This window comes from Kribbella sp. NPDC048837 (assembly GCF_055586945.1).
Genome location: NZ_JBVJHF010000001.1, coordinates 434330 through 452149, shown reverse-complemented (window position 1 = coordinate 452149; position 17820 = coordinate 434330). Strand labels below are relative to the sequence as shown.

General features: G+C 68.8%; 18 protein-coding genes. 12 read left to right on the top strand and 6 right to left on the bottom strand.

What is annotated here, in order from left to right; all coding sequences use genetic code 11:
• Nucleotides 1–897, bottom strand: a complete 897-nt coding sequence (locus ACZ6O0_RS02205; protein ID WP_465762974.1) for a hypothetical protein — start codon at nucleotides 895–897, stop codon at nucleotides 1–3.
• A gap of 266 nt (nucleotides 898–1163) precedes the next feature.
• On the opposite strand from ACZ6O0_RS02205, the gene ACZ6O0_RS02200 reads away from it, so the two are divergent.
• Nucleotides 1164–1742, top strand: a complete 579-nt coding sequence (locus ACZ6O0_RS02200) for a Rieske (2Fe-2S) protein (protein ID WP_465762973.1) — start codon at nucleotides 1164–1166, stop codon at nucleotides 1740–1742.
• Between the two features lie 56 nt (nucleotides 1743–1798).
• Here the strand turns inward: ACZ6O0_RS02200 and ACZ6O0_RS02195 are convergent, their stop codons facing one another.
• Nucleotides 1799–3019: a S8 family peptidase gene (locus ACZ6O0_RS02195; protein ID WP_465762972.1), complete on the bottom strand. Its 1221-nt coding sequence runs from the start codon at nucleotides 3017–3019 to the stop codon at nucleotides 1799–1801.
• A gap of 149 nt (nucleotides 3020–3168) precedes the next feature.
• A complete protein-coding gene (locus ACZ6O0_RS02190) occupies nucleotides 3169–3654 on the bottom strand; it encodes a DUF6194 family protein (protein ID WP_465762971.1) in 486 nt (161 codons plus the stop codon).
• An 82-nt stretch (nucleotides 3655–3736) separates the two neighbouring features.
• On the opposite strand from ACZ6O0_RS02190, the gene uvrC reads away from it, so the two are divergent.
• Genes uvrC through ACZ6O0_RS02175 form a run of 3 tightly spaced genes read left to right on the top strand, consistent with a single transcriptional unit; the run spans nucleotide 3737 to nucleotide 7571 of the window.
• Nucleotides 3737–5767 (top strand): excinuclease ABC subunit UvrC, encoded by a 2031-nt coding sequence (uvrC, locus tag ACZ6O0_RS02185; RefSeq protein ID WP_465762970.1) that lies wholly within the window; start codon nucleotides 3737–3739, stop codon nucleotides 5765–5767.
• Nucleotides 5767–6633, top strand: coding sequence for an RNase adapter RapZ (gene rapZ, locus ACZ6O0_RS02180; protein WP_465762969.1), 867 nt, complete (start codon nucleotides 5767–5769; stop codon nucleotides 6631–6633). Before uvrC ends, rapZ begins: the two co-directional genes overlap by 1 nt.
• Nucleotides 6630–7571 carry a gluconeogenesis factor YvcK family protein gene (locus ACZ6O0_RS02175; RefSeq protein WP_465762968.1) on the top strand — a complete coding sequence of 314 codons (942 nt, stop codon included), beginning with the start codon at nucleotides 6630–6632 and terminating at the stop codon, nucleotides 7569–7571. The genes rapZ and ACZ6O0_RS02175 overlap by 4 nt, the downstream gene beginning before the upstream one ends.
• Before the next feature lie 5 nt (nucleotides 7572–7576).
• Here ACZ6O0_RS02175 and ACZ6O0_RS02170 read toward each other — a convergent pair whose 3' ends face one another.
• Both ACZ6O0_RS02170 and ACZ6O0_RS02165 read right to left on the bottom strand, forming a co-directional pair.
• Complete coding sequence (locus ACZ6O0_RS02170) at nucleotides 7577–9013, bottom strand: hypothetical protein (protein ID WP_465762967.1); 1437 nt, start codon at nucleotides 9011–9013, stop codon at nucleotides 7577–7579.
• Nucleotides 9010–9516: a SigE family RNA polymerase sigma factor gene (locus tag ACZ6O0_RS02165; protein ID WP_465762966.1), complete on the bottom strand. Its 507-nt coding sequence runs from the start codon at nucleotides 9514–9516 to the stop codon at nucleotides 9010–9012. The genes ACZ6O0_RS02170 and ACZ6O0_RS02165 overlap by 4 nt, the downstream gene beginning before the upstream one ends.
• Before the next feature lie 139 nt (nucleotides 9517–9655).
• On the opposite strand from ACZ6O0_RS02165, the gene whiA reads away from it, so the two are divergent.
• From whiA to ACZ6O0_RS02125, 8 genes are all read left to right on the top strand, one after another.
• Nucleotides 9656–10639: a DNA-binding protein WhiA gene (gene whiA, locus ACZ6O0_RS02160; protein WP_328520667.1), complete on the top strand. Its 984-nt coding sequence runs from the start codon at nucleotides 9656–9658 to the stop codon at nucleotides 10637–10639.
• A 209-nt stretch (nucleotides 10640–10848) separates the two neighbouring features.
• Complete coding sequence (gene gap / locus ACZ6O0_RS02155; protein ID WP_465762965.1) at nucleotides 10849–11856, top strand: type I glyceraldehyde-3-phosphate dehydrogenase; 1008 nt, start codon at nucleotides 10849–10851, stop codon at nucleotides 11854–11856.
• A 78-nt stretch (nucleotides 11857–11934) separates the two neighbouring features.
• Nucleotides 11935–13137 carry a phosphoglycerate kinase gene (locus tag ACZ6O0_RS02150; protein WP_465762964.1) on the top strand — a complete coding sequence of 401 codons (1203 nt, stop codon included), beginning with the start codon at nucleotides 11935–11937 and terminating at the stop codon, nucleotides 13135–13137.
• Between the two features lie 5 nt (nucleotides 13138–13142).
• Nucleotides 13143–13955 carry a triose-phosphate isomerase gene (gene tpiA, locus ACZ6O0_RS02145; RefSeq protein WP_465762963.1) on the top strand — a complete coding sequence of 271 codons (813 nt, stop codon included), beginning with the start codon at nucleotides 13143–13145 and terminating at the stop codon, nucleotides 13953–13955.
• Nucleotides 13952–14185: a preprotein translocase subunit SecG gene (gene secG, locus ACZ6O0_RS02140; RefSeq protein ID WP_209695429.1), complete on the top strand. Its 234-nt coding sequence runs from the start codon at nucleotides 13952–13954 to the stop codon at nucleotides 14183–14185. The genes tpiA and secG overlap by 4 nt, the downstream gene beginning before the upstream one ends.
• A 16-nt stretch (nucleotides 14186–14201) precedes the next feature.
• Nucleotides 14202–14561, top strand: coding sequence for an RNA polymerase-binding protein RbpA (locus ACZ6O0_RS02135; protein WP_465762962.1), 360 nt, complete (start codon nucleotides 14202–14204; stop codon nucleotides 14559–14561).
• A 90-nt stretch (nucleotides 14562–14651) separates the two neighbouring features.
• On the top strand, nucleotides 14652–15641 hold the full coding sequence (locus ACZ6O0_RS02130; RefSeq protein WP_465762961.1) for an SMP-30/gluconolactonase/LRE family protein: 990 nt from the start codon (nucleotides 14652–14654) through the stop codon (nucleotides 15639–15641).
• 44 nt (nucleotides 15642–15685) lie between these two features.
• Nucleotides 15686–16534 carry an LLM class flavin-dependent oxidoreductase gene (locus ACZ6O0_RS02125; RefSeq protein WP_465762960.1) on the top strand — a complete coding sequence of 283 codons (849 nt, stop codon included), beginning with the start codon at nucleotides 15686–15688 and terminating at the stop codon, nucleotides 16532–16534.
• A 568-nt stretch (nucleotides 16535–17102) separates the two neighbouring features.
• On the opposite strand, the gene ACZ6O0_RS02120 is transcribed toward ACZ6O0_RS02125, so the two are convergent.
• Entirely contained in the window at nucleotides 17103–17810 is a 708-nt protein-coding gene (locus tag ACZ6O0_RS02120; RefSeq protein ID WP_465762959.1) for a hypothetical protein, read from the bottom strand.
• Nucleotides 17811–17820 lie beyond the last annotated feature (10 nt).

The window sequence follows — 17820 nt, the reverse complement described above, 5'->3', positions numbered from 1 at the left end:
TCAGCGGCCGAAGACCTGGCCGAACAGTTGCCGCAGCCAGGTCCGGCGCGGATGCGGCTTCAAGGCAGACGGCAGTACGACGGTCGGCGGTGTCGCCAGCGTCACCGGCACCTGAACCATCCGGTCACCCTGCAACCAGAAGAGATCCGGGCAGCACTGGTCCGGCGCGTCACGGTAGGTCTGGGTGACGAACCGCGCCAACGCGTCGGCCTCATCCTGTCCGGCATCGGCGGCGCAGTAGGCAACGGTGCACAACCGTGGCACGCCGACCAGCACCCCCGCCCCCAATGCCGCCTGCGGCAACAAGTGCTCCCGGTCGACGATCGCCATCGACACCAGCGGATCGCCGTCCCGGCTGAGGACGGCGAACCCGTCGTGGTCGACCGGCTCCAGGTCCGCGATCTCCGTCAGACTCAGTTGCACCGGCGACGGCACGCCCGGATCGCCCAGCCCGAGCATCGACCGCCGTACGACGGTCAGTCGCCGGAGCTCCACGCCCGTTCGGATGAACACCACCACCTCGAAGTGTTCGCCGAACGGGATCAACGCGTCCGCGACCGGGCCGGCTGTCCGCGCCGACCAGCCGCGCTGCACCAGCAGAGCGCGCTGCCGCTCGGCGACGTCGCCGTACCGGTGTTCCTCGGTGGCGAGCTCGCCTTCGGCGACGACGGCCCGCAACCAGGCCTCGATCTGTTCCGGCCATCGTCGATGGGGGAGCTGAAGGCAACGATCGACGATCTCGCCGACGCCCACGACCGCGGACATCTGCACTGCGCCTCGTCCCCAACCGACCTCGACCGTACGCTCCTCGGTGTCCACGACACAGCCGGGTAGCCAGATCGGCGCGAGATCCGCGATCACCTCGACAACAGCGAAACTTTCGCTCGTGCTCGTCATGTCTCGACCTCTGCCACCACTGCAGTGTCTCGCGCATCGGTTCCACAAGGAGGACGAAGGCCGCCCGCGTCCCGCGGGCCGGTCACGCGCGCTGTCAGCTGATTCACAGCGAACTCTCAAACGGCGGTTGAATCCGTGGATGGTTGAACCGATCGGCTGATCCGGTCGTTTGACTCGGTATCCGGCCGGTTTGGATGGGTCGGCTACAACAAAGATGCAAAAGCGTTCAACTACTTTGACCCGCAGGCTCCTGGAGGTCCAGATTCATGAGCGATGACACCATGTCGGCACCACCCACGACGCAGCCGTCCGGCGCAGCCGCGCCCGAGGCGCTGCGGGATCGGCGGTCGGTGCTCCGCTGCGCGGCGATGGTCGCGCTGGCGGGTGCCAGCGCCCCGATCCTCGCCGCCTGCGGTGGCAGCGACGAAGCGGGCGGGGGCGGCGCCAGCGCCGCGCCGGCCACGACCGGCACCAGTTCGGCCCCGACGAGCACCGCGCCGTCCTCGAGCGCACCGTCCTCGAGTGCGCCGTCCTCCAGCGCGCCGGCCAGCGGGGGGACGGTCCTCGGCCCGACGTCCGACGTACCGGTCGGTGGCGGGAAGGTGTTCAAGGACGCCAAGGTCGTGGTCACCCAGCCGACCGCGGGCCAGTACAAGGGCTTCTCCGCGGTCTGTACTCACCAGGGCAACCCGATCGGATCGGTCGAGGGTGGGCAGATCGTCTGCCCGTTCCACAACAGCCACTTCAGCATTGCCGACGGCAGCCCGGTCAGTGGGCCGGCCCAGTCGCCGCTCCCCGCGGTGGCCGTGGCCGTGGAAGGCAGCAATATCGTTCAGTCCGCCTGAGCGCACGCGAAGGGCCCGGCCACCCCGAGGCCGGGCCCTTCGTGGTCAGGTGACGGTTACTTCTGCGTCGGGTCGACCTTGCCGACGAACAGCAGCTTGTTCGGGGAACCTGTGCCCGGGTCGCCGACCTTGTCCGGCGTGGACGCGCCGACCAGGGTGGTCGCGACATCGGCCGGCGTCGCGTCCGGGTGGTCGGCCAGGTAGAGCGCGACCCCACCGGCCACGTGCGGCGTGGCCATCGACGTACCGCTCATCTTGGCGGTCGCGTCGGGGTCGGTGATGCCGACCGAGGTGATGTCGACGCCCGGCGCGAACAGGTCCACGCACTTGCCCCAGTTGGAGAACGTCGCCTTCTGGTCATGGTCGTCGGTCGCGCCGACGGTGATGGCCGAGGGCTCACGGGCCGGCGAGCTCTGGCAGGCGTCCGCGCTCTCGTTGCCGGCAGCAACGGCGTAGGTGACGCCGGAGTCGACCGACGCCTTCACCGCCGCGTCCAGCGCGTCGTCGGCGCCGCCGCCCAGGCTCATGTTCGCCACCGCGGGCTTCTTCGCGTTCTTGGTCACCCACTCGATCCCGGCCACCACGGTCTCGGTCGTGCCGGAGCCCTTGCAGTCGAGCACCCGGACGCCGAACACCTTGGCGCCCTTGGCCAGGCCGTACGTCGATCCCGCGATGGTGCCGGCCACGTGGCTGCCGTGGCCCATGCAGTCGACGCCGTTCTGGCCGTCGCCGACGGTGTCGGTGCCGACCGAGGCCCGGTCGCCGAAGTCCTTGTGTGCGGCGTAGATCCCGGTGTCGATCACGTAGACGTTGACGTTGTCCGCGGTGGTGGACGCCTCGTACTTCTTGTCCAGCGGCAGGTCGCGCTGGTCGGCCCGGTCCAGGCCCCACGGCGGGTCGTCCTGGGCGACGGTGATCCGCTGGTTCTGCTGCACGTAGGCGACGCGCTTGTCCGCGGCCAGTTTCCTGGCCTGGTCCTCACTCATGTTCGCGGAGAAGCCCTTGATCGAGGCGTCGTACTGATCGCGCACCTTGACGTCGTAGCTGGTCGCCAGGCTCGCGTTGGTGGCCCTGGTCTCGGCCTGCGAACGCCGGCCGCTCAGAACGACGATGTAGCTGCCGGGGACGGCCTCCGGGCTGCCGGCGCCGCGGATGGTGACCGCGGTGGTCTGCGCTGCGTCACTCCCGGCCGCGGTGGCGACGATCCCGGTGACGGCGAGCGCGGACGCGGCGACCGCGCCCAGCACGGCACGCGGTCCGCGGATGGTGGGGAACATGGGCGGAACTCCCTCGAGTCAGCGCAAGGCCCGGTTGCCTCACGCAAAGGTCCTGCCGATCTACCCTGCGTGACAGGCTAGGTTCCGCGCTCATCCCAACCGGGGGTCAAACCGGGCTTATGGTCCAACCCGCAACACGACCGCAACGTTCACTGGGTTTGGCGGGCCGCGTGGTTGGCGTACTTGCGGGCGGCGAACTCGTACGCCTCCGTCAGCAGTGGCCGCAGTGGCGCCAGTTCGGTGGGGGAGACGATGCACACCCAGTGCTGTGAGGCGTAGAACGGATGTGGCATCAACTTGTCCCGCTCGGAGTAGTCATGTCCGGAGTCCAGCACCCAGTCGGCGTCGCGCTCGGTCGGCACCGGACCGAACAACGACGTGTACGTCGCCTTCGTCAGGCCGAGGTTGAGCCGCCAGGCGCCGGGCTCGTCGAGCCGGGAGACGTGCTCGTAGTGGTCGCCGGTGACGATGGTGGCGAACGGCTGCTGCCGCTCCGGCGGCAGGTCGGCCGCCGGGTCGTAAAGGTAGAACAAGTCGTGCAGTGCACATTGGGACAGCTCATCGCGTCCGGGGGCCTCGAGGACCCGGATGCCGTCGTCGGCGCGGATCAGTCGATCCATCTCTTCAACAGTCATGCCTTCAAGTCTGTCATTGAAGTCGCCTTTGAGACTTTCGCGGAATTCCGGATTTGTCGGCATCCCGAACTAGGGTGGTCGGGTGGCTGATCCGTCCTCCTACCGTCCCGCTCCCGGGTCGATTCCCGACTCGCCTGGTGTGTACCGCTTCAGCGACTCCGCCGGGCGGGTGATCTACGTCGGCAAGGCGAAGAACCTGCGGGCCCGGTTGTCGTCGTACTTCCAGGATCTGGTCAACCTGCACCCGCGCACCCAGGCGATGGTGACGACGGCCTCGAAGGTCGAGTGGACCGTGGTCGCCAGCGAGGTCGAGTCGCTGCAGCTGGAGTACTCCTGGATCAAGGAGTACGACCCGCGCTTCAACGTGAAGTACCGCGACGACAAGTCGTACCCGTGGCTCGCCATCACCCTCAACGAGGACTACCCGCGGGTGATGGTCGGCCGGGGCCAGAAGAAGAGGGGCGTGCGGTACTTCGGTCCCTACAGCCACGCGTGGGCGATCCGGGAGACCGTCGACCTGCTGCTGCGGGTGTTCCCGATGCGCTCGTGCAGCAAGGGCGTCTTCAACCGGCACCGCCAGATCGGCCGGCCCTGCCTGCTCGGCTACATCGGCAAGTGCGCGGCGCCCTGCACCGGTCAGGTGAGCCAGGAGGAGCACCGCAAGATCGTCGACGACTTCGCCGCGTTCCTCTCCGGCCAGACCGCGACGTACGTGCGTCGGCTGGAGAAGGAGATGAAGGCCGCGGCGGCCGAGCTGGAGTACGAGCGGGCCGCGAAGATCCGCGACGACCTGGCCGCCCTGGAGAAGGCGCTGGCCAAGAACGCGGTCGTCCTCGGCGACGGCACCGACACCGACGTGATCGCGCTCAGCGAGGACCCGCTCGAGGTCGCCGTCCAGATCTTCTACGTCCGCGGCGGCCGGATCCGCGGTGAGCGCGGCTGGATCGCCGACAAGGCCGACGGTACGGCGACCACCGGCGACCTCGTCTCCCGCTTCATCCAGCAGATGTACGCCGACGACTCGGTCGACGCGATCCCGCGGGAGATCCTGGTCCCGACCATGCCGGAGGACGCCGACGCGCTGACCGAGTGGCTCGAGGGGATCCGCGGCGCGCGGGTCTCGATCCGGGTCCCGCAGCGCGGCGACAAGAAGGCTCTGATGGAGACGGTCGAGCGGAACGCGCTGCAGACGCTGACCATGCACAAGACCAAGCGGGCCAGCGATCTGACCACCCGCAACCAGGCGCTCGAGGAGATCCAGGCCGCGCTCGACCTGCCCGAGGCGCCGCTGCGGCTGGAGTGCTACGACGTCTCGAACCTGCAGGGGACCGAAGTGGTCGCCTCGATGGTCGTCTTCGAGGACGGCCTGCCTCGCAAGAGCGAGTACCGCCGGTTCGTGATCAAGGGGGTGGACGGGCAGAACGACGTCGCGTCCATCGCCGAGGTGCTGACCCGGAGGTTCCGGCGACTGCTCGACGAGCGGGCCACGCTGCAGGAGGACGAGGATCCTTCGGCCGCCCTGATCGACCCGGAGACCGGGCGCGCGCGCAAGTTCTCCTATGCGCCCGGACTGGTCGTCGTCGACGGTGGTCCGCCGCAGGTCGCGGCCGCACGGCAGGCGATGGACGAGCTCGGGCTCGGCGACATCCCGGTCGTCGGCCTGGCCAAGCGACTCGAAGAGGTCTGGGTGCCGGACGAGGAGGACCCGGTCATCTTCTCCCGCACGTCCGAAGGGCTGTACCTGCTGCAGCGCCTGCGCGACGAGGCGCACCGGTTCGCCATCACCCACCACCGCAACCGGCGGTCGAAGTCGATGGTGGAGAGCGTGCTGGACGAGGTCCCCGGGCTCGGCGAGGTCCGCCGGAAGACGCTGCTGCGGCATTTCGGCTCGCTGAAGAAGTTGCGTGGGGCCACCATCGACGAGGTCGCCGACCTGCCCGGATTCGGCCGGCGGACCGCGGAGTCCGTCGTACTCGCGGTGAACGCTGCGGCAACGAAGGCCGAAACCGGCCGGGCGCCGTCGGTGAACACGGCCACGGGCGAGATACTGGGCGACGACGTCCCGGCGCCGGCCGGGGCGCCCGACGGGGACCCAGGGAGAACTGAGAGCTGATGGACGACACTGGCGGCAACCTCATCATCGTGTCCGGGATGTCCGGCGCGGGACGAAGCTCCGTCGCCGACGTACTGGAGGACCTCGGCTGGTTCGTCGTGGACAACCTGCCACCGATGTTCCTGACCACCCTGGTCGAGCAGGTCGTCGGCAGCGGCGCGGCACCACGGCTCGCGGTCGTGGTCGACGTCCGGACCGGCTTGTTCTTCGAGGAGCTGAGCTCGGCGATCCACGACCTGCGGCTGAAGGGCTACCGGCCGCTGACGCTGTTCCTCGAGGCCTCCGACGACGTGATCGTGCGCCGGCAGGAGAGCGTCCGGCGGCCGCACCCGCTGCAGGGCGAGGGCCGGTTGCTGACCGGCATCCAGCGCGAACGCGAGCTGCTCGGCGACATCCGGGCCGGCGCGGACCTGGTCATCGACACCTCGAACCTGAACATCCACCAGCTCGCCGCGAAGATCGTGAACGCCTTCGGCGACGAGGAGAACGCCGAGCTGCGGGCGACCGTGGTGTCGTTCGGGTTCAAGTACGGGATCCCGGTCGACGCCGACGTGGTCGCCGACATGCGCTTCATCCCGAACCCGTACTGGCAGCCCGACCTGCGCCCGATGACCGGGCAGGACAAGCCTGTGTCAGACTTCGTCCTCGGCCATCCGCTGGCCCAGCAGTTCCTGCGCAACTACGTGGACGTGCTGGACACCCTGCGGACCGGCTACCTGAACGAGGGCAAGCGCTTCGTCACCGTCGCGATCGGCTGCACCGGGGGAAAGCACCGCAGCGTCGCGATGGCCGAGGAGATCGCCCGCAGGCTGCGTGAGAGAGGGTCACCGACGTTGGTCGTACACCGGGATCTGGGGCGGGAGTGACTCGGGCTCCCAGGGTTGTCGCACTGGGTGGGGGACATGGCTTGGCCGCCTCCCTGTCCGCGCTTCGTCACGTCACCGACCAGCTGACCGCGGTCGTCACCGTCGCCGACAACGGTGGATCGTCCGGACGCCTCCGCCGGGAGCTCGGCGTCCTGCCACCGGGTGATCTGCGGATGGCGCTGGCCGCGCTGTGCCGCGACGACGAGTGGGGCCGGACGTGGGCCGACGTACTGCAGCATCGCTTCCGCAGCAACGGTGAGCTGCACGACCACGCGGTCGGCAACCTGCTGATCGTCGCGTTGTGGGAGCTGCTCGGCGAAGCAGTCGACGGACTCGACTGGGTGGCCCGGTTGCTCGGCGCGCAAGGGCGAGTGCTGCCGATGTCCGCCGTACCGCTGGACATCACCGCGCGGGTGCTCGGGCTGGATCCGGAGCATCCGGAGGTGATCACCGAGATCCGCGGTCAGGCCGAGGTGGCGACGACCGAGGGGCAGGTGGTCGACGTCGCGCTCGATCCGGCCGACCCGCCCGCGTGCCCCGAGGCCCTGGTGGCGATCGCGGAAGCCGACTGGGTCGTGGTGGGCCCGGGCTCGTGGTTCACGTCGGTGATCCCCAACCTGCTGGTGCCCGCGCTGTCCCGCGCCCTCGAGCAGACCAGCGCCCGCCGGCTGCTGACGCTCAACCTGGGGGAGCAGAAGGGCGAGACCGACGGCTTCTCACCCGAGACCCACCTCGAGGTGCTGGCCGCGCACGCCCCCGAGCTGCGCATCGACGTCGTCCTCGCCGACGCGGGCCACGTCCCGGATCCCGCGTCCCTGCGCCGTACGGCGGAATCCCTCGGCGCGGAGGTGGTCATCGCCGACATCGCCGACGACGACCGCCACCTCCACCACGCCCCGGACAAACTCGCCAAGGTCTACCGCGAGATCTTCGCCTAGCCGGCTCAGTCGAAGTCGGCGTCGACCGACTTCTTCGCGTCGTACACCTGCTTGCCCTCGGCATCGAACCCGCGGACCCGGACGGTCTTGATCCCCGAGTTCCCGCCGGTCAGACCCCAGATGTAGTAGCCGTTCGAGAGCAGCGCGCGGGTCGGTCCCTGCGGCAGGTCGACGATGATCTGCGCGACGCCGTCCGGCACCATCGCGAAGTCGAAGCCGTCCGCGAACTTCCCGTTGGCCTGCACGGTCCCCCGGGTGTAGTCGTACGCGCCCTTGGCCGTCGGCGTCAGCATGTGACACCAGGCGTAGACCCGCTTGTCCGGCGAGACCAGGACGGCGGTGAGCTTGTCGCCGGTGCCGGTCTTGAGCGCGACCTGCCAGTTCTTCGTGACCGGCCCGGCAGCCTTGATCACCGCGGTGCTCGGGGTCGATGCTCCGTGCGAGCCCAGGTCCTTGAAGTAGATGTCGTCGACGCCGCGGCACCGGGTGGTCACCTGCTCGTCGGTCAGCGGACTGACCGGCGGCATGGCAGCGAGCGGCTTGCCGGTCCGCGGATCCTTGGTCAGCACGACCCGCGGCGTGATCGGCGCGACGGTCTTGACGGTCACCGACGGGTCGACCGTCGGCTGCGCCGGGGGAGTGGGCGGCTTGGTGACCCGGTCGTACACCTTCGTGCCGCCGGCGTCGTAGGCCCGAACCCGGTTCAGGACGATCAGCTTGTCGTCCTGGCCGGGGTGGCTGAGGGTGGCGAATCCGTCGGTTCCGACCAGGGCCTCCCGGGGATTGCTCTCGCCGGCGACGTCCACCAGCACGCGGGCGACGCCGGGGACCGGAATCCGGAGCCCGTCGTTCATGGTCACCGGCATCCGGATCTGACTCCTGGCCACGACCTCGGAGGCGCTCGTGCGCCCGAAGCTCTCTGGCTTCGCCGGACCGGCCATGGTGCACATCGAGACGATCGACTGGTCCGGCGAGAGGAACAGAGCGTTCAGCGCGGACTGGTCGCCGCTCTTCACCACGAGCTTCCACCGCGCGTCGACCGGGCCGGCCATGTCGATGGTCTTCTTGTGCGACTGGACGAGGTGCTCCCAGCTGTGGTCGTACTTCGTGCAGCGGCTGAGGACCTCGGCATCGGACAGCGGGCTCACCGGAGGCGCCGGAGTGGCGGTCTTGCCGGTCTCGTTGTCGATGATCCGGCCGGTCTGCACGTCGATCGTGATGGTCTGGCCCGCCGGTCCCGCGCTCTCGGGACGGTTCGCGGACCAGGCCGCGAGGCCGCCGAGAATCGCGGCCGTGGTGACCGCAGCGGTGGAGACGGTGGCGATCCGGCCGCGTCGGACCGACCGGCGCGCGCGGACGAGGATGTCGTCGACGTCGGTCCGCAGTGGCCGGTCCGAGTCGTCGGCGGCGGCGGCCAGCATGCGTTCGATGTCCGTGCTCATGAGGCGCTCCTTTCGGTCTGTCCGAGTAGTTCGCGGAGGCGGGCCAATCCGCGGGAGGTCTGGCTCTTGACGCCGCCGACGCCGATCCCGAGGACATCGGCGGTCTGTTCGAGGCTGAGGTCTGCGTAGTGCCGCAGGACGACGCAGGCCCGCTGGCTGGCCGGAAGTGTTGCGAGTGCCTGCACGACGAGCAGGCGGTCGTCGACCGGTCCGGCCAGATCGGGCACCGCGGTGTGGTGGTCGTCCGGGTCGTGCAGGCGTTCGCGGCGCCACGGCTTCCTGGACTGGTCGAAGACCGCCGTCACGACGGCGCGGTGCGCGTAGCCGTTCAGGTTCTCCTTGCGTTCGATCCGGTTCCAGCGCCGGTACACCTTGACCAACGCGTCCTGGGCCGCGTCCTCCGCCCGGTGCCAGTCGCCACACATCAAGTACGCCGTACGCCGCAGCCGGCGCAAGGTGATCGCGGCGAACTCGGTGAACTCGGCTTCGTCCCGTGCTTTCATGCCCCTCCTGTCACACTGTCGGCGGAGAAACGCGACCAGCCACACGAAAGGTTGCAGACCGGCGTAACGGGTGACTAGTCACTCCGTTGGAGTGATGTGGCCCCCGAGGGTCTTTGACAACGGTGGGAGGATGCCTTCTATGGCGATGACAGCACAGGTGAAGTCCGAGCTGACCAGTATCCAGGTCACGAAACCCTGTTGCCGCAAGGCCGAGGTGTCCTCCGTGTTGCGGTTCGCGGGCGGGCTGCACCTGGTGTCCGGCCGGATCGTCGTGGAGGCGGAGCTGGACAGCGGTGCCGCGGCCCGGCGGCTGCGCAAGGACATCGCCGAGATCTTCGGGCACCCGTCGGACGTCGTGGTGATCTCCCCGTCCGGAATCCGGAAGCAGACCAAGTACGTCGTCCGCGTCGTCCGCGACGGTGACGCGCTGGCGCGACAGACGGGTCTCGTCGACAACCGCGGCCGGCCCGTGCGGGGTCTCCCACCGGCGGTCGTGTCCGGTGCGTCCTGTGACGCGGTGGCGGCCTGGCGCGGTGCGTTCCTGGCACACGGTTCGCTGACCGAGCCCGGCCGATCGTCCTCGCTCGAGGTGACCTGCCCGGGTCCGGAGGCGGCGCTCGCTCTGGTCGGTGCGGCCCGTCGGCTCGGCATCGGTTCGAAGGCTCGCGAGGTGCGGAACGTCGACCGCGTGGTGATCCGCGACGGCGACGCGATCGGTGCATTGCTCACCCGGCTCGGCGCACACGAGTCCGTGCTGGCCTGGGAGGAGCGCCGGATGCGCCGCGAGGTCCGCGCGACCGCTAACCGGCTGGCCAACTTCGACGACGCGAACCTGCGCCGCTCCGCCCGCGCGGCGGTCGCGGCGGGCGCGCGGGTCGAACGAGCGCTGGAGATTCTCGGCGACGACGTACCCGATCACCTGCAGGTGGCCGGCAAGCTGCGGCTCGAGCACAAGCAGGCCAGCCTCGAGGAGCTCGGTCAGCTGCACGAGCCGGCCCTCACCAAGGACGCGGTGGCGGGCCGGATCCGCCGCCTGCTCGCGATGGCCGACAAGCGCGCCGCCGACCTCGGCATCCCCAACACCGAGGCCAACCTCACCCCCGAGATGCTCGACCCCGCCTGATCCCACGTCACCAGCGGAGAACTGGTATGCAAACCACTGCCCCGGGAGGTTTCCGGGGCAGTGTCGCGTGCGGGTGGTCTGCTCGTGGAGCTACCGGCCGGTCATGGTGGTCTGATGTGGACGGTACCAGTTGGTCCAGTGGGCTGTTGGGCTAGTCTTCGGGCTGTAGCGGCAGTGCTCGACAGCTAGTTTTGAGGAGACGCAGTCCCGTGACCGTACGCGTAGGTATCAACGGCTTCGGCCGGATCGGCCGTAACTTCTTCCGCGCCGCGCAGGCGTCCGGTGCCGACATCGAGGTCGTCGCCGTCAATGACTTGACCGACAACCAGACCCTCGCTCACCTGCTGAAGTACGACTCGATCCTGGGCCGCTTCCCGGGCGAGGTCTCCGCCACCGACGACGACATCACCGTGGCCGGCAAGAGCTTCAAGGCGTTCGCCGAGCGCGACCCCGCGAACCTGAAGTGGTCCGACGTCGGCGCCGACGTGGTGATCGAGTCGACCGGCTTCTTCACCGACGCCACCAAGGCCAAGACGCACGCCGACAACGGCGCCAAGAAGGTCATCATCTCCGCCCCGGCGAAGAACGAGGACCTGACCGTGGTGATGGGCGTGAACCACGAGCTGTACGACGCCGAGAAGCACACCGTGATCTCGAACGCGTCCTGCACCACGAACTGCATCGCCCCGCTGGCCAAGGTCCTGCACGACGCGTTCACGATCGACAAGGGTCTGATGACCACGATCCACGCGTACACCCAGGACCAGAACCTGCAGGACGGCCCGCACAAGGACCTGCGCCGCGCCCGCGCCGCCGCGCTGAACATCGTGCCGACCTCGACCGGTGCCGCGAAGGCGATCGGCCTGGTGCTGCCGGAGCTCAAGGGCAAGCTCGACGGCTACGCGCTGCGCGTGCCGGTGCCGACCGGCTCGGCCACCGACCTCACCGTCACCGTCGGCCGCGAGGTCACCGTCGACGAGGTGAAGGAGGCCTACAAGGCCGCCGCCACCGAGGGCTCGCTCAAGGGCTACCTGACCTACACCGAGGACGAGATCGTCTCGACCGACATCGTCACCGACCCGGCCTCCTGCATCTTCGACGCCGGCCTGACCAAGGTGATCGGCAACCAGGTCAAGGTCGTCGGCTGGTACGACAACGAGTGGGGCTACTCCAACCGCCTCGTCGACCTGGTCAACCACGTCGGCGCCTCGCTCTGACGTTCACCCACAGCCTGCGTCCGGACAGCCTGGTGCTGGCTCCGGACGCAGGCGCGTCTCTTTGAGGAAAGCCGAACTGTGAAGACCATCGAAGACCTCGGCGACCTGGCCGGCCTGCGGGTGCTGGTCCGCTCCGACCTGAACGTGCCGATCAAGGACGAGGTGATCGGTGACGACGGCCGCATCCGCGCCTCGTTGCCGACCCTGATCAAGCTGGCCAAGGCCGGCGCGAAGGTGATCGTCATCGCGCACCTCGGCCGCCCCAAGGGCGAGCCGAACCCGGCGTACACGCTGGCCCCGGTGGCCGAGCGGCTCGGTGAGCTGCTGCGGCCCGAGGGCATCACCGTGCACTTCGCCGGCGACGTCACGGGTGACTCCGCGCAGACCGCCGTACAGGAGCTGGACGAGGGCGAGGTGCTGCTGCTCGAGAACGTGCGGTACGACCCGCGCGAGGAGAGCAAGGACGAGTCCGAGCGCGACCAGCTGGCCGACGAGCTCGCGGCCCTGGCCGACGTCTTCGTCAGCGACGGCTTCGGCGTCGTGCACCGCAAGCAGGCCAGCGTGTACGACGTGGCCCGCAAGCTGCCGCACGCCGCCGGCGGCCTGGTGCTCGCCGAGGTCGAGGTACTGAAGAAGCTGACCGAGGAGCCGGCCCGTCCCTACGTCGTCGTGCTCGGCGGCGCGAAGGTGTCGGACAAGCTCGCCGTGATCGACAACCTGCTGGCCAAGGCCGACAAGCTGCTGATCGGCGGCGGCATGGTCTTCACCTTCCTGAAGGCGCAGGGCCACGAGGTCGGCAAGAGCCTGCTCGAGGACGACCAGCTGGACACGGTCAAGGGCTACCTGGAGACCGCGAGGTCCAAGGGCGTCGAGATCGTGCTGCCGACCGACATCGTGGTCGCGCCCGAGTTCAAGGCGGACTCGCCGGCGACCGTGGTCGGCGCGGACGCGATCCCGGCCGACCAGCTCGGCCTCGACATCGGCCCGGAGTCCGGCAAGGCGTTCGCGGCCGAGATCGCCGGCGCGAAGACCGTGTTCTGGAACGGCCCGATGGGTGTGTTCGAGATGGCCGCGTTCGCCGGCGGAACCAAGGCCGTCGCGCAGGCGTTGACCGAGGTGACCGGGCTGAGCGTGGTCGGTGGCGGTGACTCCGCCGCGGCCGTGCGCCAGCTAGGCTTCGCCGACGAGCAGTTCGGGCACATCTCCACCGGTGGTGGGGCCTCGCTCGAATACCTGGAGGGCAAGGAGCTCCCGGGGCTCGCCGTACTGGAAGAGGACTGACCCACATGGCTGACACCACAGCTGCCCGGACTCCGTTGATGGCGGGCAACTGGAAGATGAACCTCAACCACGTCGAGGCCGTGCACCTGCTGCAGAAGCTGTCGTGGACGCTGCAGGACAAGAAGCACGACTTCGAGCGGGTCGAGGTGGCGGTGCTGCCGCCGTTCACCGACATCCGCAGCGTGCAGACGCTGGTCGACGGTGACCGGATGAAGATCAAGTACGGCGCGCAGGACGTGTCGACCCACGACGCCGGGGCCTACACCGGCGACATCTCGGCGGCCATGCTGAGCAAGCTCGGCTGCACCTACGTGCTCACCGGTCACTCCGAGCGCCGCCAGTACCACAACGAGGACGACGCGCTGGTCAACGCCAAGACGGCCAAGGCGCTCGAGGCCGGCCTGACCCCGATCGTCTGCGTCGGCGAGGGCCTGGAGATCCGCAAGGCCGGCGGTCACGTCGACCACTGCATCGGGCAGATCGACGGCGCGCTGGCCGGGATCAAGCCGGACGACGTCCGCAAGCTCGTCATCGCCTACGAGCCGGTCTGGGCGATCGGCACCGGCGAGGTGGCCACCCCGGAGGACGCGCAGGAGGTCATCGCGGCGATCCGGAGCCGGATCGAGGAGACGATCTCACCCTCGGTGGCCGACTCGGTACGGATTCTTTACGGCGGATCGGTGAAGATGGCCAGCGCAGGTGGCATCATGGCCCAACCGGATGTCGACGGCTGCCTGGTCGGAGGTGCGAGCCTTCAGGCCGACGAGTTCGCCGGTATCTGCCGTTACCTGGACCTTCAGTTAGGCTACTCCTCGTGATTCTCGCTTTCTCGATCGTCGTGATCGTCTGCAGCCTCATGCTCACGCTGCTCGTGCTCCTGCACAAAGGCCGCGGTGGCGGTCTGTCGGACCTCTTCGGTGGCGGTGTGTCGTCCAGCCTGGGCGGCTCCTCGGTCGCCGAGCGGAACCTGGACCGGATCACCATCGGCATCGGTCTGGTCTGGTTCGCCGCCATCGTCGCGCTCGGCCTGCTCTACAAGCTCGGCTGAGGGGGAGTAGGTTCCCGTGGCGGGTGGTGGCAGTGCGATTCGTGGCAGCCGGGTCGGTGCCGGCCCGATGGGCGAGGCGGAGCGCGGCGACAGCGCGCCCCGGCAGCGCATCGTGTTCTTCTGTGCCAACGGGCACGAGACCGCGACGGTGTTCGCGGTCGAGGCGTCGATTCCGGAGGCGTGGGACTGTCCGCGGTGCGGTCTGCCGACCAGCACCGATGTGAACAACCCACCGCCACCGCCGAAGATCGAGCCCTACAAGACCCACCTGGCCTACGTGAAGGAACGGCGCTCCGAGCAGGAGGCGGCCGAGATCCTCGAGGAGGCCCTGGAGAAGCTCCGCGCCCGGCGTGCCCGCGGCGAGGTCATCTTCTAAGCACGTCGTTCGCAGCCCGGACCGATCCTGGATCGGTCCGGGCTGTGGCGTCTTGTGGTCATCCGGACGCAGCGCGCTAAGGTCTGCGGCATGAAGTCGTCGATCGCGCCCGTTCGCTGGACTCCGCCGCCGACGCCGCCGGTGCGGCACCCGAAGAACGTCGACGTGGAAACGGTCGCGTTGCCGGGGGAGGGCCCCGAGGACACGCTGATCGACGACGACGGCAGCGTGCTGACCGGTCTGTACGACGGACGCATCCTGCGGGTCAGCGCCGACGGCAAGACGATCACCACGGTGGCCGACACCGGCGGCCGACCGCTCGGGCTGGAGTGGCTGCCCGACGGCAAGGTGCTGGTCTGCGACGCGAACCGCGGCCTGCTGACCCTGGACAAGGACGGCCGGATCGCGACCCTGCTGGCCGAGATCGACGGCCGGCCGATGCGCTTCTGCAACAACGCGGACGTGACCGAGGACGGCACGATCTACTTCACCGACTCGTCCACGCGGTTCGGCATCGACGAGTGGATGGCCGACCTGCTCGAACACTCCGCGACCGGCAGCGTGTACCGGCTGACCCCGGACGGGCAGGTGACCCGGCTGACGACCGGCCGTGCCTTCCCGAACGGCGTTGCGCTCAGTGCGGACCGCCGTACCCTCTTCTGGGCCGAGACAGCGGCGTACGGGCTGTTCAAGCTCGACCTCACCGTCGACGACGCCGAGCCTGTGCAGGTCGCCTCGATCCCGGGACTGCCGGACAACATCGCCCGGGGCTCCGACGGACTCATCTGGGTCGCCGTCGGCTCGCCGCGCAACGCGCTGCTGGATCTGCTGCTGCCGAAGCATCCCGTCCTGCGGAAGGCCGTCTGGGCCCTGCCGGACGCGTTGAAGCCCAAGGCCGCCGACATCATCGAGATCCAGGCGTACGACGAGACCGGCGCCGTGGTCCACGACCTCCGCGCCAAGCACCCCAGCTTCCACATGCCCACCGGCGTCCGCGAACGCGACGGCAAGGTGTGGCTGGGAAGCATCGGCACGAGCTCCCTGGCCACCTTCGAGACGCCTGGCCGTCCGGGGGTCTGACCGCGACGAATCGTGGTCCCGGGCAGATTCGTTAGGGTGCGGGCATGCGATTCGGGATCACGATCCTGCCGGAGTACCGGTGGAAGGACGCCGCGCCGTTGTGGCGGCGGGCGGAGGAGTACGGGTTCGACCATGCGTGGACCTACGACCACCTGACCTGGAGCGGCCTGCAGGACTCGCCCTGGTACGGGACGACGCCGACGCTGACCGCGGCCGCGCTGGTCACGAGCACGATCAAGCTCGGCACCTTCGTGACCTCACCCAACTTCCGGCACCCGCTCGCGCTGACCCGGGACATCCTCGCCATCGACGACGTCTCCGACGGGCGGTTCCTCTGCGGGATCGGCTCGGGCGGCAGCCTCGACGCGACGATCCAGGGCGGCCCGGACCTGAGTCCGCGGCAGAAGGTGGACCGGTTCGCGGAGTTCGTCGAGCTGCTGGACAAGCTGCTGACCACCGACGGCGTCGACTTCAAGGGCGAGTACTTCGAGACCCGCAACGGCCGAACGCTGCCCGGGTGCGTGCAGCAGCCGCGGGTGCCGTTCATCATGGCCGCCAACGGACCACGGTCACTCCGCCTGGCCGTGCAGTACGGCGCCGGCTGGGTGACGACCGGCCCGAAATCCCCGGACTTCGAGACCTGGTTCGCCGCCGTCACCGACCTGAGCCACCGGCTGGACGACGTCCTCGAGGGCCGCCCGTTCGACCGGTACCTCGCCCTCGACTCGGCCCGCTACTCCCTGGCCGGCCCCGACGCCTTCGAAGACGTCGTCAGCCGCGCCGCCGCCCTCGGCTTCACCGACGTCATCACCCACTGGCCCCGCCCTGACGGCGTCTACGCGGGCTCCGAGCGTGTGCTCGAGGAGGTCGCTGCCCGGTTCCTGCAGGGTTAGGGCACGGAGTGGTGCCCCGGGTGCCATACCCGGAGCACCGGACCGTGATCGCAGTCAGTGACTGAGCATCGGCAGGAGCCACTCCACCAACTCTTTGATCAGATAGAGCGCCGCCGCTTTAACAACGGCGCCGGCAACGAAGCGGGCGATACGGTCCGGCAGACGTTCACCCGGGGCCGAGTAGCAGCTGTGGATCCCGCGCAGGAGCGTCTGGCGACGCCGGCGTCGCCCTGACTGCCGGATAGCCGAGCCAGACTGCCGGGTGTTCGAGCGGGCGTTTGACCTGCGCCGCCTATACTTGGACATGGTTACTCTTTCCATTGCGAGGATGAGTGACCAGAAAAGGGAGTGCCCAGCCGGTGGTTTGCACGCCTATACGGTTGGGCACTTCTCTTGCTCTGGAGAAGGGCATGTAGCATTAACTCTCTGACTAACTCAATATTTGAGAGAGCATGAACTCAAGGCAAATCGGCAATGTCTATTCCGACTCGCACTTGCGCTATTCAGTTATCCAGCTTTGCCTGGCTGCCAGCATTCCTCCATCCGTGTTTCGGTTGTCCGGCTGATTCTACGCCACCAGTACCAGTACCTTGATTACCCCGGAAATGTTCTTCCCGTGGTCCCGCGCGCCACCCAGAAGCGTGTCGACTTCATCGCTGAGCCCGGCGCGGACGAGGTTCCTGAGCGCGGCGGCCAGCTCCTCGTCGGACAGGCTGCCGCCGAGATGCCACAGAGCGCTGAGTCGATCGCCCGGCGGAGCGTCGAGGAGTTCGTCTACGACCGAGTCCGACGAGAGGCTTGGCGCGGCCGGTGCTGCGGCTGGCGGACCCGGCGATATGCCGTTGCGCCGGTCCCCCCGTGACGCTCCAGTGTCGACGGCCAGGCTGTTGCGCCGGTCCCCCTTCTGTGACACCGGGACGGCCAGCTTGACAAGGCCGGATGAGTAGCGGTGGCGCCGTACCGTAGCCTCGAGCCGTACCGCAGCCTCAAGTTGACGGAGATCGTCCATGCTGCAAGGAAGTCGGGCCTTCCCGCGCGCGGCCTGACTCTTGAGCGCCAGAGCGTACATCCGCTCGATCGTCCGCATCGACGGAATCCGGCGCGCGTGCAAGTAGTGTGAGACCGCGGCTACGGAGTAGCCGAGATCGTTGCTAAAGGCACGCATGTTGGCCGGCTCGATGGCGGCGTACAGCAGGCGGAGTGCGCCCGCGAGCTCGCACTGTTCAGGCGTTGCATCCGCTGCGTACGGCGCGGCGATCTGTCCGCGAGCAGCCATCGTTCTCCCT